At 55.3% G+C, this 18,920-nt stretch carries 15 protein-coding genes; 14 read left to right on the top strand and 1 reads right to left on the bottom strand.

The features are described from left to right. Positions 1–26: 26 nt before the first annotated feature. Positions 27–1,241 (bottom strand): alanine transaminase AlaA, encoded by a 1,215-nt coding sequence (gene alaA / locus QQF33_RS19090; RefSeq protein WP_095282753.1) that lies wholly within the window; start codon positions 1,239–1,241, stop codon positions 27–29. A gap of 884 nt (positions 1,242–2,125) precedes the next feature. On the opposite strand from alaA, the gene lrhA reads away from it, so the two are divergent. The 14 genes from lrhA to nuoN all read left to right on the top strand — a co-directional run bounded on the left by lrhA (position 2,126) and on the right by nuoN (position 18,735). Then, positions 2,126–3,064, top strand: a complete 939-nt coding sequence (gene lrhA, locus QQF33_RS19085; RefSeq protein ID WP_282493642.1) for a transcriptional regulator LrhA — start codon at positions 2,126–2,128, stop codon at positions 3,062–3,064. Positions 3,065–3,695: 631 nt separating this feature from the next. Then, entirely contained in the window at positions 3,696–4,136 is a 441-nt protein-coding gene (nuoA, locus tag QQF33_RS19080; protein WP_282493641.1) for an NADH-quinone oxidoreductase subunit NuoA, read from the top strand. Between the two features lie 15 nt (positions 4,137–4,151). Then, positions 4,152–4,826: an NADH-quinone oxidoreductase subunit NuoB gene (nuoB, locus tag QQF33_RS19075; protein ID WP_003861482.1), complete on the top strand. Its 675-nt coding sequence runs from the start codon at positions 4,152–4,154 to the stop codon at positions 4,824–4,826. A gap of 90 nt (positions 4,827–4,916) precedes the next feature. After that, the gene (nuoC, locus tag QQF33_RS19070; protein WP_282493640.1) at positions 4,917–6,719 is read left to right on the top strand and encodes an NADH-quinone oxidoreductase subunit C/D; all 1,803 of its coding nucleotides are present in this window, start codon (positions 4,917–4,919) and stop codon (positions 6,717–6,719) included. A 2-nt stretch (positions 6,720–6,721) separates the two neighbouring features. Then, on the top strand, positions 6,722–7,222 hold the full coding sequence (gene nuoE, locus QQF33_RS19065; RefSeq protein WP_282493639.1) for an NADH-quinone oxidoreductase subunit NuoE: 501 nt from the start codon (positions 6,722–6,724) through the stop codon (positions 7,220–7,222). Continuing rightward, a complete protein-coding gene (gene nuoF, locus QQF33_RS19060) occupies positions 7,219–8,556 on the top strand; it encodes an NADH-quinone oxidoreductase subunit NuoF (RefSeq protein WP_285146776.1) in 1,338 nt (445 codons plus the stop codon). The genes nuoE and nuoF overlap by 4 nt, the downstream gene beginning before the upstream one ends. A 57-nt stretch (positions 8,557–8,613) precedes the next feature. Further along, complete coding sequence (gene nuoG / locus QQF33_RS19055) at positions 8,614–11,340, top strand: NADH-quinone oxidoreductase subunit NuoG (protein WP_285158425.1); 2,727 nt, start codon at positions 8,614–8,616, stop codon at positions 11,338–11,340. After that, positions 11,337–12,314, top strand: coding sequence for an NADH-quinone oxidoreductase subunit NuoH (nuoH, locus tag QQF33_RS19050; RefSeq protein WP_095282746.1), 978 nt, complete (start codon positions 11,337–11,339; stop codon positions 12,312–12,314). Before nuoG ends, nuoH begins: the two co-directional genes overlap by 4 nt. Before the next feature lie 13 nt (positions 12,315–12,327). After that, the gene (gene nuoI / locus QQF33_RS19045; protein WP_282493636.1) at positions 12,328–12,870 is read left to right on the top strand and encodes an NADH-quinone oxidoreductase subunit NuoI; all 543 of its coding nucleotides are present in this window, start codon (positions 12,328–12,330) and stop codon (positions 12,868–12,870) included. A 10-nt stretch (positions 12,871–12,880) separates the two neighbouring features. After that, entirely contained in the window at positions 12,881–13,435 is a 555-nt protein-coding gene (nuoJ, locus tag QQF33_RS19040) for an NADH-quinone oxidoreductase subunit J (RefSeq protein ID WP_282493635.1), read from the top strand. Next, positions 13,432–13,734, top strand: a complete 303-nt coding sequence (gene nuoK / locus QQF33_RS19035) for an NADH-quinone oxidoreductase subunit NuoK (protein ID WP_003861496.1) — start codon at positions 13,432–13,434, stop codon at positions 13,732–13,734. The genes nuoJ and nuoK overlap by 4 nt, the downstream gene beginning before the upstream one ends. Further along, complete coding sequence (nuoL, locus tag QQF33_RS19030; RefSeq protein WP_285158424.1) at positions 13,731–15,572, top strand: NADH-quinone oxidoreductase subunit L; 1,842 nt, start codon at positions 13,731–13,733, stop codon at positions 15,570–15,572. Before nuoK ends, nuoL begins: the two co-directional genes overlap by 4 nt. A 169-nt stretch (positions 15,573–15,741) precedes the next feature. Then, positions 15,742–17,271, top strand: coding sequence for an NADH-quinone oxidoreductase subunit M (gene nuoM / locus QQF33_RS19025; protein WP_282493633.1), 1,530 nt, complete (start codon positions 15,742–15,744; stop codon positions 17,269–17,271). A 6-nt stretch (positions 17,272–17,277) separates the two neighbouring features. Next, the gene (gene nuoN / locus QQF33_RS19020; RefSeq protein WP_282493632.1) at positions 17,278–18,735 is read left to right on the top strand and encodes an NADH-quinone oxidoreductase subunit NuoN; all 1,458 of its coding nucleotides are present in this window, start codon (positions 17,278–17,280) and stop codon (positions 18,733–18,735) included. The last annotated feature ends 185 nt before the right edge of the window (positions 18,736–18,920 follow it).

The following is an 18,920-nucleotide window of genomic DNA, read 5'->3' as shown; positions in this document are numbered from 1 at the left end:
GCTGCCAGTGGCAGCCTGATGGGAGGTTACTGATGATAACCGGAGAGGAAGCGTCCGAACCGGCTAATCGCCATTTCCAGGTCATCCTCACGCGGCAGGGTGACGATACGCACGTGGTCCGGCCATGGCCAGTTAAACGCGGTTCCCTGAACCAGCAGCACTTTTTCCTGCAGCAGGAAATCGAGCACCATCTTCTGGTCATCGTGAATATTGAAACGTTTAGCGTCAATTTTCGGGAACATGTAGAGTGCGCCGTTAGGCTTCACGCAGGAGACGCCAGGAATATCGTTGATCAGCTCCCATGCGCGGTTACGCTGCTCGTACAGGCGACCGCCGGGCACGATAAATTCGCTGATGCTCTGATAGCCGCCGAGCGCCGTTTGAATCGCATGCTGCGCCGGAACGTTGGCGCACAGGCGCATCGAGGCCAGCATTTCCAGCCCTTCGATGTAGCCCTTAGCGTGCTTTTTCGGGCCGTTCAGAACCATCCAGCCCTGACGGAAACCGGCCACGCGGTAGGTTTTCGACAGGCCGTTAAAGGTGACGGTCAGCAGATCCGGAGCCAGCGTCGCAATCGAGTGGTGCTGCGCTGCGTCGTAGAGGATCTTGTCGTAAATCTCATCGGCGAAGATGATCAGGTTGTGCTGACGGGCGATCTCCACGATCTCCATCAACAGCTCTTTGGAGTAGACCGCACCCGTCGGGTTGTTCGGGTTGATAATCACGATACCGCGCGTGCGCGGGGTGATTTTGGCGCGGATATCGTCGAGATCCGGGAACCAGTCGGCGGATTCGTCGCACAGATAGTGCACCGCTTTGCCGCTGGAGAGGGAAACGGCCGCAGTCCACAGCGGATAATCCGGCGCAGGCACCAGCATCTCATCGCCGCTGTTCAGCAGGGCTTGCATCGCCTGCACGATCAGTTCGGAAACGCCGTTACCAATATAGATATCTTCAACGGTGACATCGCGCATCCCACGGGCCTGATAGTGCTGCATGATGGCTTTACGGGCGGAGTAGAGTCCTTTTGAATCACAGTAGCCTTGCGCAGTGGGCAGGTTACGGATCACATCCACCAGGATTTCGTCCGGCGCGTCAAAACCAAAGGGCGCAGGGTTTCCGATGTTGAGTTTCAGGACCTTGTTGCCTTCCTCTTCCAGGCGCTTTGCCTCTTTGAGAACCGGACCGCGGATGTCGTAACAGACGTTATCTAATTTGCTGGATTTTTCGATAGGGGACATGAATCGTTGACCTTTTAGCTGTTGTTGCCACTCCCTGCCGTGGAAGTCAGCACGGAACAATGTACTCCCACCGCGCTGCGTTTTGAAGGGTGTACAGAAGAAGATTTTGCCGGGATGCGAAAATAAGACGTAATCTATTTATCTGCCAGCAGGGTAGTTTGGTCGTTTAAAGCATTGCGTTATCAGACAAGTGCAGTTTATTATCGCGTTTGCGGTGGTTTTTAATGTATTTTACCCTGCGAAAAACCGCTCTCTGGTAGGGAAACGATGAGATTGCAATGATTTCCTCGGGTGACCTTTCGTAAAACTGGAATGCTTCTTAATATCTTTGCTCAATGGGGGAATTGGTCAAAGGTTGCGCGTGTGAAAATAATGTTAAGCATTATTAATGGATAAAGCTAATCTAAATTAATGTTTATATATTATTGAGGCCGAAATCTTAACTTTCGTTAATTTTAATAAAATTAGTTTAGCCGTTAATCAACATCGATTAATCATTAATGGTGCAATAATACTTATAAATAAAGTGGATTTGGGTTAAGATGTTGTCTCAGGAAAAGAGAGGAATGTTTACAATAACGTGTATTTCCTCCCGTTTTTCCTGAATTAGTTGATTGTTATTGTTAGAATTATCTCTACTATACTGGATAGGCAACACCTTTACTGCTGTGCCCGTGTTGCGTGAAAAAAGGTGATGATGTGTAGTTTCTTTAATGGAATTTACCTAAATCAGCAAAACCTAAAAATATCCTGAACATTTAAGAGAATAAAAATATCGTCATGGAACGTTGTTTCTGACTTCTGCTATACACCAGCCAATAACTATCTGTCATGTAGTCTGCCGGTCGGGCAGCTCCGCACGAGCAACTTGTAAGTGAATAGATATGATAAATGCAAATCGTCCGATAATGAATCTCGACCTCGATCTGCTGAGAACCTTTGTTGCGGTCGCTGATCTCAATACGTTTGCCGCCGCCGCCGCCGCTGTTTGCCGTACCCAGTCGGCGGTGAGCCAACAAATGCAGCGACTCGAGCAGCTGGTGGGCAAAGAGCTCTTTGCACGCCATGGTCGTAATAAGCTCTTAACCGAGCACGGGATCCAGTTACTGGGTTACGCAAGGAAGATTCTGCGCTTCAATGATGAAGCATGTATGTCATTAATGTTTAGCAATCTTCAGGGCGTTTTAACGTTAGGCGCTTCTGATGAATCCGCTGATACGATATTGCCGTTTTTACTTAATCGCATCAGTTCGGTTTATCCGAAGCTTGCGCTGGATGTCAGCGTCAAACGAAATGCCTTCATGATTGATATGCTGAAAGACCATGAAGTTGATCTGGTTGTGACAACGCACCGCCCTGGGCAATTTGATTGCCTGACGCTGCGCACGTCGCCGACGCACTGGTATTGCGCGGCGGAATATGTGCTGCAAAAAGGTGAGCCTATTCCGCTGGTGTTGCTGGACGATCCCAGCCCGTTCCGCGATATGGTGTTGTCCGCGCTGAATGAAGCCAATATTCCGTGGCGCTTAGCCTATGTGGCTTCCACGCTGCCTGCGGTTCGCGCCGCCGTGAAAGCGGGACTTGGCGTGACCGCTCGTCCTGTTGAGATGATGAGCCCGGATTTGCGCGTTTTAGGCAAATCTGACGGATTACCGTCATTACCTGACACGGAGTATCTGCTGTGCCATAACCCGGGCAGCAATAATGAGCTGGCAAAAATCGTCTTTGAAGCGATGGTGAGCTACCACAATCCGTGGCAATTCGAGAATGTTACTCCCGAAGGGGGGGGCGATTCCCTGGTGGTTGAAGGGGATTTTGAGTGATCAGGCTCTAATAATCTCGTAACAATTTGTAAGTGTAAAAAAGAACCACTCGTGCGGATTTTTCGCGGAGTGGTTTTTTTTTGACAAAAATATCGTCATTATCTTTAGGGATATTTTAAAAAGTGTTTAATTATCATAGTAATGAGTATATTTGCTCGATTTTTAAACGTTTCGCGTTTTGTTATTCTGTTTGCAGTGTTGATGTTAAAAAACCAGCAAAAATGTTGCCGTTTTTTGGATTGGATTAACAAAAGCGTGTCTCAGATCAAGAAAATACTCCTATTTGGGGGGAGGAATCAGCAGCAAATCCTGTCAAAATAGGGGGGGTAATATTTCTTTTACTTCAAAACGGACACGATTCAACACCATGCGGTTGACGTAAAGTCATCGACCCACCAGGGTTAAAGGGCATGAAATGTTAATGAGAATCGATCTATGTGATTTAATGTGAAGAAACCTTTGTTAAAGTTGACAAAAGGTTATAGAAAGGAGTAAAAAACCACATCATTTTGCTGTCTATGTCTCATTTCTGACAGTCGGTGTAAGGTTATTTGTTCCTCCCCATGAATCGATGTGATGTCCATCTGCCAGCAAGAGCAGAGCTGTAGATATCACTTTTGATGAGTAAGCAATGAGTATGTCAACATCCACAGAAGTCGTCGCTCATCATTGGGCATTCGCAATCTTTCTTATCGTTGCCATAGGCCTGTGCTGCCTGATGTTAGTCGGTGGCTGGTTCCTGGGCGGTCGCGCCCGCGCAAGGCACAAAAACACCCCATTTGAATCGGGTATCGATTCGGTAGGTACCGCTCGCTTACGCCTGTCCGCCAAGTTCTATCTGGTGGCCATGTTCTTCGTCATCTTCGACGTTGAAGCGCTCTACCTGTTCGCATGGTCAACTTCAATCCGCGAAAGTGGATGGATTGGCTTTGTCGAAGCCGCAATTTTCATTTTAGTGCTACTGGCCGGTCTGGTTTACCTGGTGCGCATCGGCGCGCTGGACTGGACACCTGTGCGTTCACGCCGTGAACTGGTTAACCCGGAAAACAGTAACTCTAATCGTCAGCAGTAACAGCGAGGCAATAAGATGGATTATACGCTCACCCGCATAGATCCTAACGGTGAGAATGACCGTTACCCCCTGCAAAAACAGGAGATCGTAACCGACCCCCTGGAGCAAGAAGTCAACAAAAGCGTGTACATGGGCAAGCTCGAACATGCCATGCACGATATGGTCAACTGGGGTCGTAAGAACTCCATCTGGCCATACAACTTTGGTCTTTCTTGCTGCTACGTTGAAATGGTGACGTCATTCACTGCGGTGCATGACGTTGCGCGTTTTGGTGCTGAGGTACTGCGTGCATCACCTCGTCAGGCTGACCTGATGGTGGTAGCGGGAACCTGCTTCACCAAAATGGCGCCCGTCATTCAGCGTCTTTACGACCAGATGCTCGAGCCGAAATGGGTTATTTCCATGGGTGCTTGTGCAAACTCGGGCGGTATGTACGACATTTATTCCGTAGTGCAAGGCGTCGATAAGTTTATCCCGGTGGATGTTTACATCCCTGGCTGCCCGCCGCGTCCGGAAGCTTACATGCAGGCGCTGATGCTGCTGCAGGAGTCGATCGGCAAAGAGCGCCGTCCGCTTTCCTGGGTGGTTGGTGACCAGGGCGTGTACCGCGCCAATATGCAGTCTGAGCGCGAGCGTAAACGCGGAGAACGTATTGCAGTGACCAATCTGCGTACGCCTGACGAAATTTAATTTGCGCCTGTAGGCCTGGAGAAAAACCTTCGCATATCACTATACAAATAGCGCGAAGCCAGGCTTAACAGTCACCACGGACCATTTGCAATGGTGAACAATATGACCGACTTAACCGCGCAAGATGCCGCATGGCAAACCCGGGATCATCTCGATGACCCGGTCATCGGCGAACTGCGCAACCGTTTTGGGCCGGATGCCTTTACTGTTCAGGCCACCCGCACCGGGGTACCCGTTGTTTGGGTCAAGCGTGAACAATTGCTGGAAGCAGTCGATTTCTTAAAGAAATTACCTAAACCTTACGTCATGCTGTTTGACTTACACGGCATGGATGAGCGTCTGCGCACCCACCGTCACGGCTTACCCGCGGCGGATTTTTCCGTTTTCTACCACCTGATCTCAATAGACCGCAATCGGGATATCATGCTCAAGGTGGCATTGTCTGAAAACGACATGCATCTGCCGACGATCACCAAACTTTTCCCGAACGCGAACTGGTATGAGCGCGAAACCTGGGAAATGTTCGGCATGACCTTCGATGGCCACCCGCACCTGACGCGCATCATGATGCCGCAGACCTGGACCGGCCACCCGCTGCGTAAAGACTACCCGGCACGCGCCACCGAATTCGACCCGTTTGAGCTGACCAAAGCCAAACAGGATCTGGAGATGGAAGCGCTGACCTTCAAGCCGGAAGACTGGGGCATGAAGCGTGGCACCGACAACGAGGACTTCATGTTCCTCAACCTCGGTCCAAACCACCCGTCTGCGCACGGTGCATTCCGTATTATTCTTCAGCTCGACGGCGAAGAGATTGTCGACTGCGTTCCTGACGTCGGTTACCACCACCGTGGTGCTGAGAAGATGGGCGAGCGCCAGTCCTGGCACAGCTACATTCCGTACACCGACCGTATCGAGTACCTCGGCGGCTGCGTGAACGAAATGCCTTACGTGCTGGCCGTAGAGAAACTGGCCGGTATCAAAGTGCCAGAACGCGTTGATGTTATCCGCGTCATGCTCTCTGAACTGTTCCGTATCAACAGCCACCTGCTCTATATCTCCACGTTCATTCAGGACGTCGGGGCGATGACGCCGGTGTTCTTCGCGTTTACCGACCGTCAGAAAATCTACGATCTGGTTGAAGCCATCACCGGTTTCCGTATGCACCCGGCCTGGTTCCGTATCGGCGGTGTGGCACACGATCTGCCGCGTGGATGGGATCGCCTGCTGCGTGAATTCCTCGACTGGATGCCGAAGCGTCTGGCCTCTTACGAGAAAGCCGCGCTGCGTAACACCATTCTGATTGGCCGTTCCAAAGGCGTGGCCGCTTACGGCGCGAAAGAAGCGCTGGAGTGGGGCACCACCGGTGCCGGCCTGCGTGCGACCGGTATTGATTTCGACGTGCGTAAAGCCCGTCCATACTCTGGCTACGAAAACTTCGACTTCGAAGTCCCGGTTGGCGGCGGTGTATCCGACTGCTACACCCGCGTGATGCTGAAAGTGGAAGAGCTGCGTCAGAGTCTGCGCATCCTTGAGCAGTGCCTCAACAACATGCCGGAAGGCCCGTTCAAAGCGGATCACCCGCTGACGACGCCGCCACCGAAAGAGCGCACGCTGCAACATATCGAAACCCTGATCACGCACTTCCTGCAGGTTTCATGGGGCCCGGTCATGCCAGCCCAGGAATCCTTCCAGATGGTGGAAGCGACCAAGGGTATTAACAGTTACTACCTGACCAGTGACGGCAGCACCATGAGCTACCGTACGCGTATTCGTACGCCGAGCTTTGCGCACCTGCAGCAGATCCCGTCCGCCATTCGCGGCAGTCTGGTCTCCGACCTGATTGTGTATCTGGGTAGTATCGATTTTGTTATGTCAGATGTGGACCGCTAATTATGCACGAGAATCAACAACCACAAACCGAGGCTTTTGAGCTGAGTGCGGCAGAACGTGCGGCAATTGAGCACGAGATGCATCACTACGAAGACCCGCGTGCGGCATCCATTGAAGCGCTGAAAATCGTCCAGAAACAGCGCGGTTGGGTACCCGATGGCGCGATCTATGCGATCGCCGAGGTGCTGGGTATCCCGGCAAGCGACGTGGAAGGGGTGGCAACATTCTACAGCCAGATCTTCCGCCAGCCGGTAGGCCGTCACGTGATCCGCTACTGCGACAGCGTGGTGTGTCATATCACCGGTTATCAGGGCATCCAGGCCGCGCTCGAGAAAAAACTCGACATCAAGCCAGGACAAACGACTTTCGACGGTCGTTTCACGCTGCTGCCAACCTGCTGCCTGGGTAACTGCGACAAGGGGCCGAGCATGATGATTGATGAGGATACTCACAGCCATCTGACGCCGGAAGCGATTCCTGACCTGCTGGAGCGGTACAAATGAAAACAGTCATTCGCACTGCTGAAACTCATCCGCTGACCTGGCGTCTGCGCGATGACAAACAGCCCGTCTGGCTCGAAGAATATCAGAGCAAAAACGGCTACGAAGGCGCACGTAAAGCGCTCTCCGGCATGGCGCCAGATGAAATCGTCAACGCGGTTAAAGACTCCGGCCTGAAAGGGCGCGGCGGCGCGGGCTTCTCCACGGGGTTGAAGTGGAGCCTGATGCCGAAAGACGAATCCATGAACATCCGTTACCTGCTGTGTAACGCCGATGAAATGGAGCCGGGCACCTATAAAGACCGCCTGCTGATGGAACAGCTGCCGCACCTACTGGTGGAAGGCATGCTGATCTCCGCGTTCGCGCTGAAAGCCTACCGTGGCTACATCTTCCTGCGCGGCGAATACATCGAAGCGGCAGAAAACCTGCGTCGCGCCATCGCGGAAGCGACCGAAGCGGGCTTGCTTGGCAAAAACATTCTCGGCACCGGTTTTGACTTCGAACTGTTCGTGCACACCGGGGCAGGGCGTTACATCTGTGGTGAAGAGACCGCGCTGATCAACTCCCTCGAAGGCCGCCGCGCGAACCCTCGCTCCAAGCCTCCGTTCCCGGCAAGCTCCGGCGTGTGGGGTAAACCGACCTGTGTCAACAACGTCGAAACCCTGTGTAACGTTCCGGCTATCCTCGCCAACGGCGTGGAGTGGTATCAGAACATTTCGACCAGTAAAGACGCTGGCACCAAGCTGATGGGCTTCTCCGGTCGCGTTAAAAATCCGGGTCTGTGGGAGCTGCCGTTCGGGACCACCGCACGCGAAATCCTCGAAGACTACGCGGGCGGCATGCGCGATGGCCTGAAATTCAAAGCCTGGCAGCCGGGCGGCGCGGGGACCGACTTCCTGACCGAAGCGCACCTCGACCTGCCGATGGAATTCGAAAGCATTGGTAAAGCAGGCAGCCGTCTGGGTACGGCGCTGGCGATGGCCGTTGACCATGAAATTGGCATGGTGTCCCTGGTGCGTAACCTGGAAGAGTTCTTCGCCCGCGAATCCTGCGGCTGGTGTACGCCATGCCGTGACGGTTTGCCGTGGAGCGTGAAGATCCTGCGCGCTATTGAGCGCGGCGAAGGCCAGCCTGGCGACATCGAGACACTTGAGCAACTGTGTCGATTCCTCGGTCCGGGCAAAACCTTCTGTGCCCACGCACCAGGTGCCGTTGAGCCATTGCAAAGCGCGATTAAATATTTCCGCGACGAATTCGAAGCGGGCATCAAGCAGCAGTTCAGCAATACCCATTTGATTAACGGTATTCAGCCGAACCTGCTGAAAGCGCGCTGGTAGCGATACTGAATTTTGATTAACGCTCAGTCTCTGACTGAGCCAACTGGAAGCATGCTAATGGCTACGATTCATGTAGACGGCAAAGAATACGAGGTCAACGGGGCCGACAACCTGCTAGAAGCTTGTCTGTCTCTCGGCCTTGATATTCCGTATTTTTGCTGGCATCCGGCGCTGGGCAGCGTCGGTGCTTGCCGCCAGTGTGCGGTGAAGCAATACCAAAACGCGGAAGACACGCGTGGACGCCTGGTCATGTCCTGTATGACACCAGCGACCGAGGGCACCTTTATTTCGATTGAAGACGAAGAAGCGAAACAGTTCCGTGAGAGCGTCGTGGAATGGTTGATGACCAACCACCCGCACGACTGTCCGGTGTGTGAAGAGGGCGGTAACTGCCACCTTCAGGATATGACCGTGATGACGGGTCATAGCTTCCGTCGCTATCGCTTTACCAAACGTACTCACCGCAACCAGGATCTGGGGCCGTTCATCTCTCACGAAATGAACCGCTGCATCGCCTGCTACCGCTGCGTGCGTTACTACAAAGACTACGCAGACGGTCAGGATCTGGGCGTGTATGGCGCACATGACAACGTCTACTTTGGTCGTCCGGAAGACGGTACGCTTGAAAGCGAATTCTCCGGTAACCTGGTAGAGATCTGCCCGACCGGCGTATTCACCGATAAAACGCACTCCGAGCGTTATAACCGTAAGTGGGATATGCAGTTTGCGCCAAGCATCTGCCAGCAGTGTTCCCTCGGCTGTAACACCAGCCCGGGTGAGCGCTACGGTGAACTGCGTCGTATCGAAAACCGTTACAACGGTACCGTTAACCACTACTTCCTCTGCGACCGTGGTCGTTTCGGCTATGGCTATGTGAACCTGAAAGACCGTCCGCGTCAGCCGGTTCAGCGCCGTGGCGACGATCTGATCACCCTCAACGCTGAACAAGCGATGCAGGGCGCGGCAGATATTCTGCGCCAGTCGAAGAAAGTGATCGGTATCGGCTCCCCGCGTGCCAGCGTCGAAAGCAACTTTGCGCTGCGTGAGCTGGTGGGGGCGGATAACTTCTACACCGGTATCGCCCACGGCGAGCAGGAACGTCTGGAGCTGGTGCTGAAAGTGCTGCGCGAAGGCGGTATCCGTACTCCTGCGCTGCGCGAAATCGAATCCTATGATGCGGTGCTGGTGCTGGGCGAAGATCTGACGCAGACCGGTGCACGCGTTGCGCTGGCGGTTCGTCAGGCGGTGAAAGGTAAAGCACGTGAAATGGCAGCGGCCCAGAAAGTGGCTGACTGGCAGATTGCGGCGATCCTCAACATCGGCCAACGCGCCAAGCATCCGCTGTTTGTCACTAACGTCGACAACACCCGTCTGGACGACATCGCGGCGTGGACCTATCGCGCACCGGTAGAAGACCAGGCGCGTCTCGGTTTTGCTATTGCTCACGCGCTGGATAACAGTGCTCCGGCCGTCGAAGGCCTGGATCGTGACCTGCAGAACAAGATCGACGTGATCGTGCAGGCTCTGGCCGGCGCGAAGAAACCTCTGATTATTTCCGGCACCAACGCCGGTAGCCCGGACGTGATTCAGGCTGCGGCAAACGTGGCGAAGGCGCTGAAAGGGCGTGGGGCGGACGTGGGCGTGACCATGATTGCGCGCGCAGTCAACAGCGTCGGTCTGGGCTTGATTGGCGGCGGTTCTCTGGAAGCGGCGTTAAGCGAACTCGAATCGGGTGCGGCTGACGGTGTGATCGTCCTTGAGAACGACCTGCATCGTCATGCTTCTGCCGCTCGCGTGGATGCGGCTCTGTCGAAAGCGCCGCTGGTGATGGTAATTGACCATCAGCGCACGGCGATTATGGACAAAGCGCACCTGGTGCTGTCGGCAGCAAGCTTCGCCGAGAGCGACGGTACGGTTATCAACAACGAAGGCCGCGCACAGCGTTTCTTCCAGGTTTATGACCCGTCTTACTACGACGCGAACACCCTGATGCTGGAAAGCTGGCGCTGGTTGCACTCTCTGCACAGCACCGTGGAAAACCGTCAGGTGGACTGGACGCAGCTCGATGATGTCATCGATGCCGTTGTGGCCAAACTGCCGCAGCTGGCAGGCATCAAAGATGCCGCGCCGGACGCGAGCTTCCGCATTCGCGGCCAGAAACTGGCGCGTGAACCGCACCGTTACAGTGGCCGTACGGCGATGCGCGCTAACATCAGTGTGCACGAACCGCGTCAGCCGCAGGATAAAGACACCATGTTCGCCTTCTCCATGGAAGGGAACAACCAGCCGTCTGCACCGCGTTCTCAGATTCCGTTCGCATGGGCACCGGGCTGGAACTCCCCGCAGGCATGGAACAAGTTCCAGGCTGAAGTGGGCGGTTCTCTGCGCCACGGCGATCCGGGCGTGCGTCTGATTGAGGCGAGCGAAACGGGTCTGGAGTACTTCACGACCGTTCCGGCACGTTTCGAAGCGCAGGAAGGCAACTGGCGTATCGCGCCTTACTACCATCTGTTTGGTAGTGATGAGATGTCCCAGCGCTCTCCGGTGTTCCAGACGCGCATGCCGCAGCCTTACATCAAGCTCAATCCGGCGGATGCCGCGAAGCTTGGCGTCAACGCGGGCAGCCAGGTCTCCTTTAGCTATGAAGGCCAGACCATCAGTCTGCCGCTGGTGATCGCCGAAGGTCTGACAGCAGGGCAGGTGGGTCTGCCGATGGGTCTGCCGGGCATCGCTCCGGTGCTGGCGGGCGCGCGTCTTGATAATCTGCAGGAGGCACAAGCATGAGTTGGTTAACGCCGGATCTCATCGAAATTCTGTTAAGCATTCTCAAGGCGGTGGTCATTCTGCTGGTGGTTGTCACCTGCGGCGCGTTCATGAGCTTTGGTGAACGTCGTCTGCTCGGTCTGTTCCAGAACCGTTATGGACCGAACCGTGTGGGCTGGGGTGGTTCACTCCAGCTGGTCGCGGACATGATCAAGATGTTCTTTAAAGAAGACTGGATCCCGAAATTCTCGGACCGCGTCATCTTTACCCTGGCACCGATGATCGCCTTTACCTCGCTGCTGCTGGCCTTTGCTATCGTCCCGGTCAGTCCGACCTGGGTGGTGGCGGACCTGAACATCGGGATCCTGTTCTTCCTGATGATGGCAGGCCTGGCGGTTTACGCGGTCCTGTTCGCGGGCTGGTCGAGTAACAACAAATACTCCCTGCTGGGGGCGATGCGTGCGTCTGCGCAGACCCTGAGCTACGAAGTGTTCCTCGGTCTTTCCCTGATGGGCGTGGTGGCGCAGGCCGGTTCATTCAACATGACCGACATCGTCAACAACCAGGCTGATATCTGGAACGTCATACCGCAGTTCTTTGGTTTTGTCACCTTTGCCATCGCGGGCGTGGCGGTGTGTCACCGTCACCCGTTTGACCAGCCAGAAGCCGAACAGGAACTGGCCGACGGTTACCACATTGAATATTCCGGCATGAAGTTCGGTCTGTTCTTCGTGGGCGAGTACATCGGTATCGTCACCATTTCCGCGTTGATGGTTACGCTGTTCTTTGGTGGCTGGCATGGCCCGTTCTTACCGCCGTTCATCTGGTTCGCGCTGAAAACCGCGTTCTTCATGATGATGTTCATTTTGATTCGTGCGTCCTTACCGCGTCCGCGTTATGACCAGGTAATGTCCTTCGGCTGGAAAGTGTGCCTGCCGCTGACGCTCGTCAACTTGTTGGTAACGGCGGCTGTCATTCTCTGGCAGCAGCCATAAGGGGCTTTAGAACATGACCTTAAAAGAATTATTGGTAGGCACCGGCACCCAGCTTCGCAGTATCTGGATGATCGGCCTGCACGCGTTTGCAAAACGCGAAACCCAGATGTATCCGGAAGAGCCGGTATATCTGCCGCCGCGCTACCGTGGCCGTATCGTGCTGACCCGCGATCCGGACGGCTCTGAGCGCTGCGTTGCCTGTAACCTGTGTGCGGTAGCCTGTCCGGTCGGCTGTATCTCTTTGCAGAAAGCAGAGACCAAAGACGGCCGCTGGTACCCTGAGTTCTTCCGCATCAACTTCTCACGCTGCATCTTCTGTGGTCTGTGTGAAGAAGCGTGCCCAACCACGGCGATTCAGCTGACTCCAGATTTCGAACTGGGTGAGTACAAGCGTCAGGACCTGGTGTACGAGAAAGAGGATCTGCTGATTTCCGGTCCGGGCAAATACCCGGAATATAACTTCTACCGGATGGCGGGTATGGCAATCGACGGCAAAGATAAGGGCGAAGCAGAGAACGAAGCTAAGCCTATCGACGTCAAGAGCCTGTTACCGTAAGGAGAGGGCAATGGAATTCGCTTTTTATATCTGTGGCCTTATCGCCATCCTGGCCACGCTGCGCGTGATCACGCACACCAATCCGGTGCATGCGTTGCTGTATCTGATCATCTCGCTGCTGGCTATTTCCGGGGTGTTCTTCTCACTGGGCGCCCACTTTGCGGGCGCACTGGAAATCATCGTCTACGCCGGGGCCATCATGGTTCTGTTCGTCTTCGTGGTGATGATGCTGAACCTGGGCGGCTCTGAAATTGAACAAGAACGTCAGTGGTTAAAACCGCAGGTGTGGATTGGCCCGGCGATTCTGTCGGCCATCATGCTGGCGGTGATCGTTTACGCGATCCTTGGCGTGAACGATCAGGGCATCGACGGTACGCCGATCAGCGCGAAAGCGGTCGGTATCACGCTGTTTGGCCCATACGTTCTGGCCGTTGAACTGGCGTCGATGCTGCTGCTGGCGGGTCTGGTTGTGGCCTTCCACGTCGGTCGCGAAGAGCGTCCGGGTGAAGTGCTGAGCAACCGTGCGAATGACAGCGCGAAAAGAAAAACGGAGGAGCGCGCATGATCCCCTTAACACATGGACTGATCCTCGCCGCGATTTTGTTCGTTCTGGGTTTAACCGGTCTGGTTATCCGCCGCAATCTGCTGTTTATGCTGATCGGTCTGGAAATCATGATCAACGCTTCCGCGCTGGCCTTTGTGGTCGCCGGTAGCTACTGGGGCCAGACCGATGGTCAGGTAATGTACATTCTCGCCATCAGCCTTGCGGCTGCTGAAGCGAGTATTGGCCTGGCGCTGTTGCTGCAGCTCCATCGTCGCCGCCAGAACCTGAACATCGATTCAGTAAGTGAGTTGCGTGGATGAACATGCTTGCCTTAACCATTATCTTTCCGTTGATCGGCTTTGTGCTGCTGGCATTCTCCCGCGGCCGCTGGTCGGAAAATCTGTCCGCGACCGTGGGCATTGGCTCTATCGGCCTGGCGGCGCTGGTCACCGCCTATGCCGGTATCGACTTCTTTAACAACGGCAAGCAGGCGTTCACCCTGCCGCTGTGGACCTGGATGTCGGTCGGTGATTTCAACATCGGTTTCAGCCTGGTGCTGGATGGTCTCTCTCTGACCATGCTCTCCGTGGTGACCGGTGTGGGCTTCCTGATCCACATGTTCGCCTCCTGGTATATGCGCGGTGAAGAGGGTTACTCCCGCTTCTTCGCCTACACCAACCTGTTTATCGCCAGCATGGTTGTTCTGGTGCTGGGTGATAACCTCCTGCTGATGTATCTCGGCTGGGAAGGCGTGGGTCTCTGCTCTTACCTGCTGATCGGTTTCTACTACACCGATCCGAAGAATGGCGCAGCGGCCATGAAAGCGTTCGTCGTGACCCGTGTGGGTGACGTGTTCCTCGCTTTCGCGCTGTTCATTCTTTACAACGAACTGGGCACGCTGAACTTCCGCGAAATGGTGGAACTGGCGCCGGCTCACTTCGAAGCAGGCAACAACATGCTGACGTGGGCAACGCTGATGCTGCTGGGTGGTGCCGTGGGTAAATCCGCGCAGCTGCCGTTGCAGACCTGGCTTGCGGACGCGATGGCAGGCCCAACGCCTGTCTCCGCGCTGATCCACGCCGCGACCATGGTGACCGCCGGTGTTTACCTGATTGCGCGTACCCATGGTCTGTTCCTGATGACTCCGGAAATCCTGCACCTGGTCGGTATCGTGGGCGCGGTGACGCTGGTTCTGGCGGGCTTTGCCGCGCTGGTTCAGACGGACATCAAACGCGTTCTCGCTTACTCCACCATGAGCCAGATTGGCTACATGTTCCTGGCGCTCGGCGTACAGGCATGGGACGCGGCGATTTTCCATCTGATGACACACGCGTTCTTTAAAGCGCTGCTGTTCCTCTCGTCCGGCTCCGTCATTCTGGCGTGCCACCACGAGCAGAACATCTTCAAGATGGGCGGTCTGCGCAAATCGATTCCGCTGGTTTATGTCTGCTTCCTGGTGGGCGGCGCGGCGCTGTCGGCTCTGCCGATTATCACCGCGGGCTTCTTCAGTAAGGACGAAATCCTTGCGGGTGCCATGGCAAATGGTCATATCAATCTGATGGTGGCAGGTCTGGTCGGTGCATTCATGACCTCCCTGTATACCTTCCGAATGATTTTCATCGTATTCCACGGTAAAGAACAAATTCACGCTCACGCAGGGAAAGGGATTACCCACCACCTGCCGCTGCTGGTTCTGCTGGTCCTGTCTACCTTCGTTGGCGCGATGATTGTGCCACCGCTGCAGGGCGTACTGCCGGATACCACCGAGCTTGAGCACGGTCGTGTTCTGACGCTTGAAATCACCTCGGGTGTGGTCGCTATTGCGGGCATCCTGATCGCTGCATGGCTGTGGCTGGGCAAACGTACGCTGGTGACTGCGGTCGCTAACAGTGCGCCGGGCCGTCTGCTGGGCACCTGGTGGTACAACGCGTGGGGCTTCGACTGGCTGTACGACATGATCTTCGTTAAGCCATTCCTCGGCATTGCGTGGCTGCTGAAACGCGATCCGATGAACTCCATGATGAACATCCCGGCAGTGCTGTCCCGCTTCGCAGGTAAAGGCCTGCTGTTGAGCGAGAACGGTTATCTGCGCTGGTATGTGGCTTCGATGTGCATTGGTGCGGTTGTCGTGCTGGCGCTGCTGATGGTGTTGCGTTGATTTGAGATGGGGTTTCGCCCGGTGGCGCTGCTTACCGGGCCTACAAAACCGTAGGTCGGGTAAGCGTAAGCACCACCCGACACAACAAACCCCATCCGAACTGAATTTTCCGTGAGAATTCGTTGAACATCGGCCCCGGCTGGGGCCTTAAAAAGGAATAAAAATCGCCATGTTACTACCCTGGCTAATATTAATTCCCTTCATTGGTGGGTTCCTGTGCTGGCAGACCGAACGCTTTGGCGTGAAGATGCCGCGCTGGATTGCGCTGATCACCATGGGATTGACGCTTGCACTTGGTCTGCAACTCTGGTTGCAGGGCGGCTATTCACTGACCCAGTCTGCGGGCATCCCGCAGTGGCAGTCTGAATTTATCCTGCCGTGGATACCGCGCTTTGGTATCACGATCCACCTCGCGCTCGACGGCCTGTCGCTGCTGATGGTGGTGCTGACCGGCCTGCTTGGCGTTCTGGCGGTACTGTGTTCCTGGAATGAGATTCAAAAATACCAGGGATTCTTCCACCTGAACCTGATGTGGATCCTGGGCGGCGTGATCGGCGTGTTCCTTGCCATCGACATGTTCCTGTTCTTCTTCTTCTGGGAAATGATGCTGGTGCCGATGTACTTCCTGATCGCGCTGTGGGGCCATAAGGCATCCGACGGTAAAACGCGTATCACGGCGGCAACCAAGTTCTTCATCTACACCCAGGCGAGTGGTCTGGTGATGTTGATTGCGATCCTGGGCCTGGTGTTCGTGCACTACAACGCGACCGGCGTCTGGACCTTCAACTACGAAGCGCTGCTGAAAACGCCAATGTCTCACGGCGTGGAATACCTGCTGATGCTGGGCTTCTTCATCGCGTTTGCGGTGAAAATGCCGGTGGTTCCGCTGCACGGCTGGCTGCCAGACGCGCACTCCCAGGCACCAACGGCAGGTTCCGTTGACCTGGCGGGGATCTTGCTGAAAACCGCGGCCTACGGTCTGCTGCGCTTTGCGCTGCCGCTGTTCCCGAACGCCTCCGCTGAGTTCGCGCCTATTGCGATGTGGCTCGGTGTGATCGGTATCTTCTACGGCGCATGGATGGCATTCACGCAGTACGACATCAAACGTCTTATCGCGTACACCTCCGTTTCCCACATGGGCTTCGTGCTGATTGCCATCTACACCGGCAGCCAGCTGGCGTACCAGGGCGCGGTGATTCAGATGATTGCTCACGGTCTTTCTGCGGCGGGTCTCTTCATCCTCTGCGGTCAGCTTTACGAACGTCTGCATACCCGTGACATGCGCATGATGGGCGGTCTGTGGAGCAAAATTAAGTGGCTGCCAGCTCTGTCGATGTTCTTCGCAGTCGCGACGCTGGGGATGCCGGGCACCGGTAACTTTGTCGGCGAATTCATGATTCTGTTCGGCAGCTTCAAAGTGGTTCCGGTGATTACCGTGGTCTCCACTTTCGGCCTGGTCTTCGCGTCCGTGTACTCGCTGGCGATGCTGCATCGCGCTTACTTCGGTAAAGCGAAGAGCCAAATCGCGGAGCAAGAGCTGCCGGGGATGTCGCCGCGCGAACTGTTCCTCGTTCTGTTGCTGGTCGTACTGCTGGTGCTGCTGGGCTTCTATCCGCAGCCGATTCTGGATACCTCGCATTCCGCGATGGGTAACATCCAGCAGTGGTTTGTTAATTCTGCTTCTAATACAAGGCTGTAATTCGCCATGACAATAACTCCACAACAACTGATCGCGCTGCTACCGCTGCTGATCGTCGGATTGACGGTGGTGGTTGTGATGCTCTCCATTGCGTGGCGACGCAATCACTTCCTGAATGCCACGCTGTCGGTTTTGGGTCTGAACGCTGCGTTAGTCTCCCTCTGGTTTGTTGGCCAGGCGGGCGCGATGGATGTCACCCCGCTGATGCGCGTTGACGGTTTTGCGATGCTGTACACCGGGCTGGTTCTGCTGGCGAGCCTCGCGACCTGTACCTTTGCCTACCCGTGGCTTGAAGGCTACAACGACAACAAAGAAGAGTTTTACCTGCTGGTTCTGATTGCCGCTCTCGGCGGGATCCTGCTGGCGAACGCTAACCATCTCGCGGCCCTGTTCCTCGGTATTGAGTTGATCTCTCTCCCGCTGTTCGGCCTGATTGGTTATGCGTTCCGTCAGAAGCGTTCTCTGGAAGCTGCTATCAAGTACATGATCCTGTCTGCTGCGGCCTCGTCATTCCTGCTGTTTGGTATGGCGCTGCTGTATGCGCAGTCCGGTAACCTCTCTTTCCTGGCGCTCGGCAAGAGCCTCGGCGACAACATGCTGCACGAACCGCTGCTGCTGGCGGGTCTGGGCATGATGATTGTTGGCCTCGGCTTTAAACTCTCTCTGGTTCCGTTCCACCTGTGGACGCCAGACGTGTATCAGGGTGCTCCGGCTCCGGTTTCCACCTTCCTGGCGACGGCGAGCAAAATCGCTATCTTCGGCGTGGTGATGCGTCTGTTCCTGTACGCGCCGGTCGGCGACAGCGAAGCGGTGCGCGTGGTGCTGGGCATTATCGCCTTCGCCTCGATCATCTTCGGTAACCTGATGGCGCTCAGCCAGACCAACATCAAGCGTCTGCTGGGTTACTCGTCTATCTCTCACCTGGGTTATCTGCTGGTGGCGCTGATCGCGCTGCAGAGCGGTTCGATGTCGATGGAAACCGTCGGGGTTTACCTGGCCGGTTACCTGTTCAGCAGCCTCGGCGCGTTCGGCGTGGTGAGTCTGATGTCCAGCCCGTACCGTGGCCCGGATGCAGATTCACTGTACTCCTACCGTGGTCTGTTCTGGCACCGTCCGATTCTGTCCGCGGTGATGACCGTGATGATGCTGTCTCTGGCGGGTATCCCGATGACGCTCGGCTTTATCGGTAAGTTCTACGTACTGGCCGTCGGTGTGCAGGCGGGTCTGTGGTGGCTGACCGCGGCGGTGGTTATCGGTTCCGCCATCGGTCTGTACTACTACCTGCGTGTCGCCGTGAGTCTGTACCTGAACGCGCCGCAGCAGCTGAACCGCGATGCGCCTACCAACTGGCAGTACAGCGCCGGCGGTATTGTGGTGCTGATCTCCGCGCTGCTGGTGCTGATCTTCGGTATCTACCCGCAGCCGCTGATCACCCTGGTGCAGCATGCGATGCCGCTGATGTAAGAGTGACAGATGTAAAAAAACCCGCTTCGGCGGGTTTTTTTATTGCCGGGTGGCGCTTCGGTATGAACCGGAAACATGGGTAACACTTTAGACCGGATACATGGGTAACAGTTATAACTGGCATAGAAGAGGAGACTCACTATGCCCTGGACTGAGACCCGACCTATGCAACGCCTTGAATTTAT

The organism is Lelliottia wanjuensis (assembly GCF_030238365.1).
Taxonomy (GTDB): Bacteria; Pseudomonadota; Gammaproteobacteria; order Enterobacterales; family Enterobacteriaceae; genus Enterobacter; species Enterobacter wanjuensis.
The sequence above is the reverse complement of the archived record's forward strand: the minus strand, read 5'-3'. Positions and strand labels throughout refer to the sequence as shown.

Bases quoted from the DNA above. Each gene is read 5' to 3' on its own strand.
- nuoM (WP_282493633.1), top strand. From the start codon at position 15,742: ATGTTACTACCCTGGCTAATATTAATTCCCTTCATTGGTGGGTTCCTG.
- nuoJ (WP_282493635.1), top strand. From the start codon at position 12,881: ATGGAATTCGCTTTTTATATCTGTGGCCTTATCGCCATCCTGGCCACG.
- nuoF (WP_285146776.1), top strand. From the start codon at position 7,219: ATGAAAACAGTCATTCGCACTGCTGAAACTCATCCGCTGACCTGGCGT.
- lrhA (WP_282493642.1), top strand. From the start codon at position 2,126: ATGATAAATGCAAATCGTCCGATAATGAATCTCGACCTCGATCTGCTG.
- nuoK (WP_003861496.1), top strand. From the start codon at position 13,432: ATGATCCCCTTAACACATGGACTGATCCTCGCCGCGATTTTGTTCGTT.
- nuoA (WP_282493641.1), top strand. From the start codon at position 3,696: ATGAGTATGTCAACATCCACAGAAGTCGTCGCTCATCATTGGGCATTC.
- alaA (WP_095282753.1), bottom strand. From the start codon at position 1,241: ATGTCCCCTATCGAAAAATCCAGCAAATTAGATAACGTCTGTTACGAC.
- nuoL (WP_285158424.1), top strand. From the start codon at position 13,731: ATGAACATGCTTGCCTTAACCATTATCTTTCCGTTGATCGGCTTTGTG.
- nuoH (WP_095282746.1), top strand. From the start codon at position 11,337: ATGAGTTGGTTAACGCCGGATCTCATCGAAATTCTGTTAAGCATTCTC.
- nuoE (WP_282493639.1), top strand. From the start codon at position 6,722: ATGCACGAGAATCAACAACCACAAACCGAGGCTTTTGAGCTGAGTGCG.
- nuoN (WP_282493632.1), top strand. From the start codon at position 17,278: ATGACAATAACTCCACAACAACTGATCGCGCTGCTACCGCTGCTGATC.
- nuoI (WP_282493636.1), top strand. From the start codon at position 12,328: ATGACCTTAAAAGAATTATTGGTAGGCACCGGCACCCAGCTTCGCAGT.
- nuoG (WP_285158425.1), top strand. From the start codon at position 8,614: ATGGCTACGATTCATGTAGACGGCAAAGAATACGAGGTCAACGGGGCC.
- nuoB (WP_003861482.1), top strand. From the start codon at position 4,152: ATGGATTATACGCTCACCCGCATAGATCCTAACGGTGAGAATGACCGT.
- nuoC (WP_282493640.1), top strand. From the start codon at position 4,917: ATGGTGAACAATATGACCGACTTAACCGCGCAAGATGCCGCATGGCAA.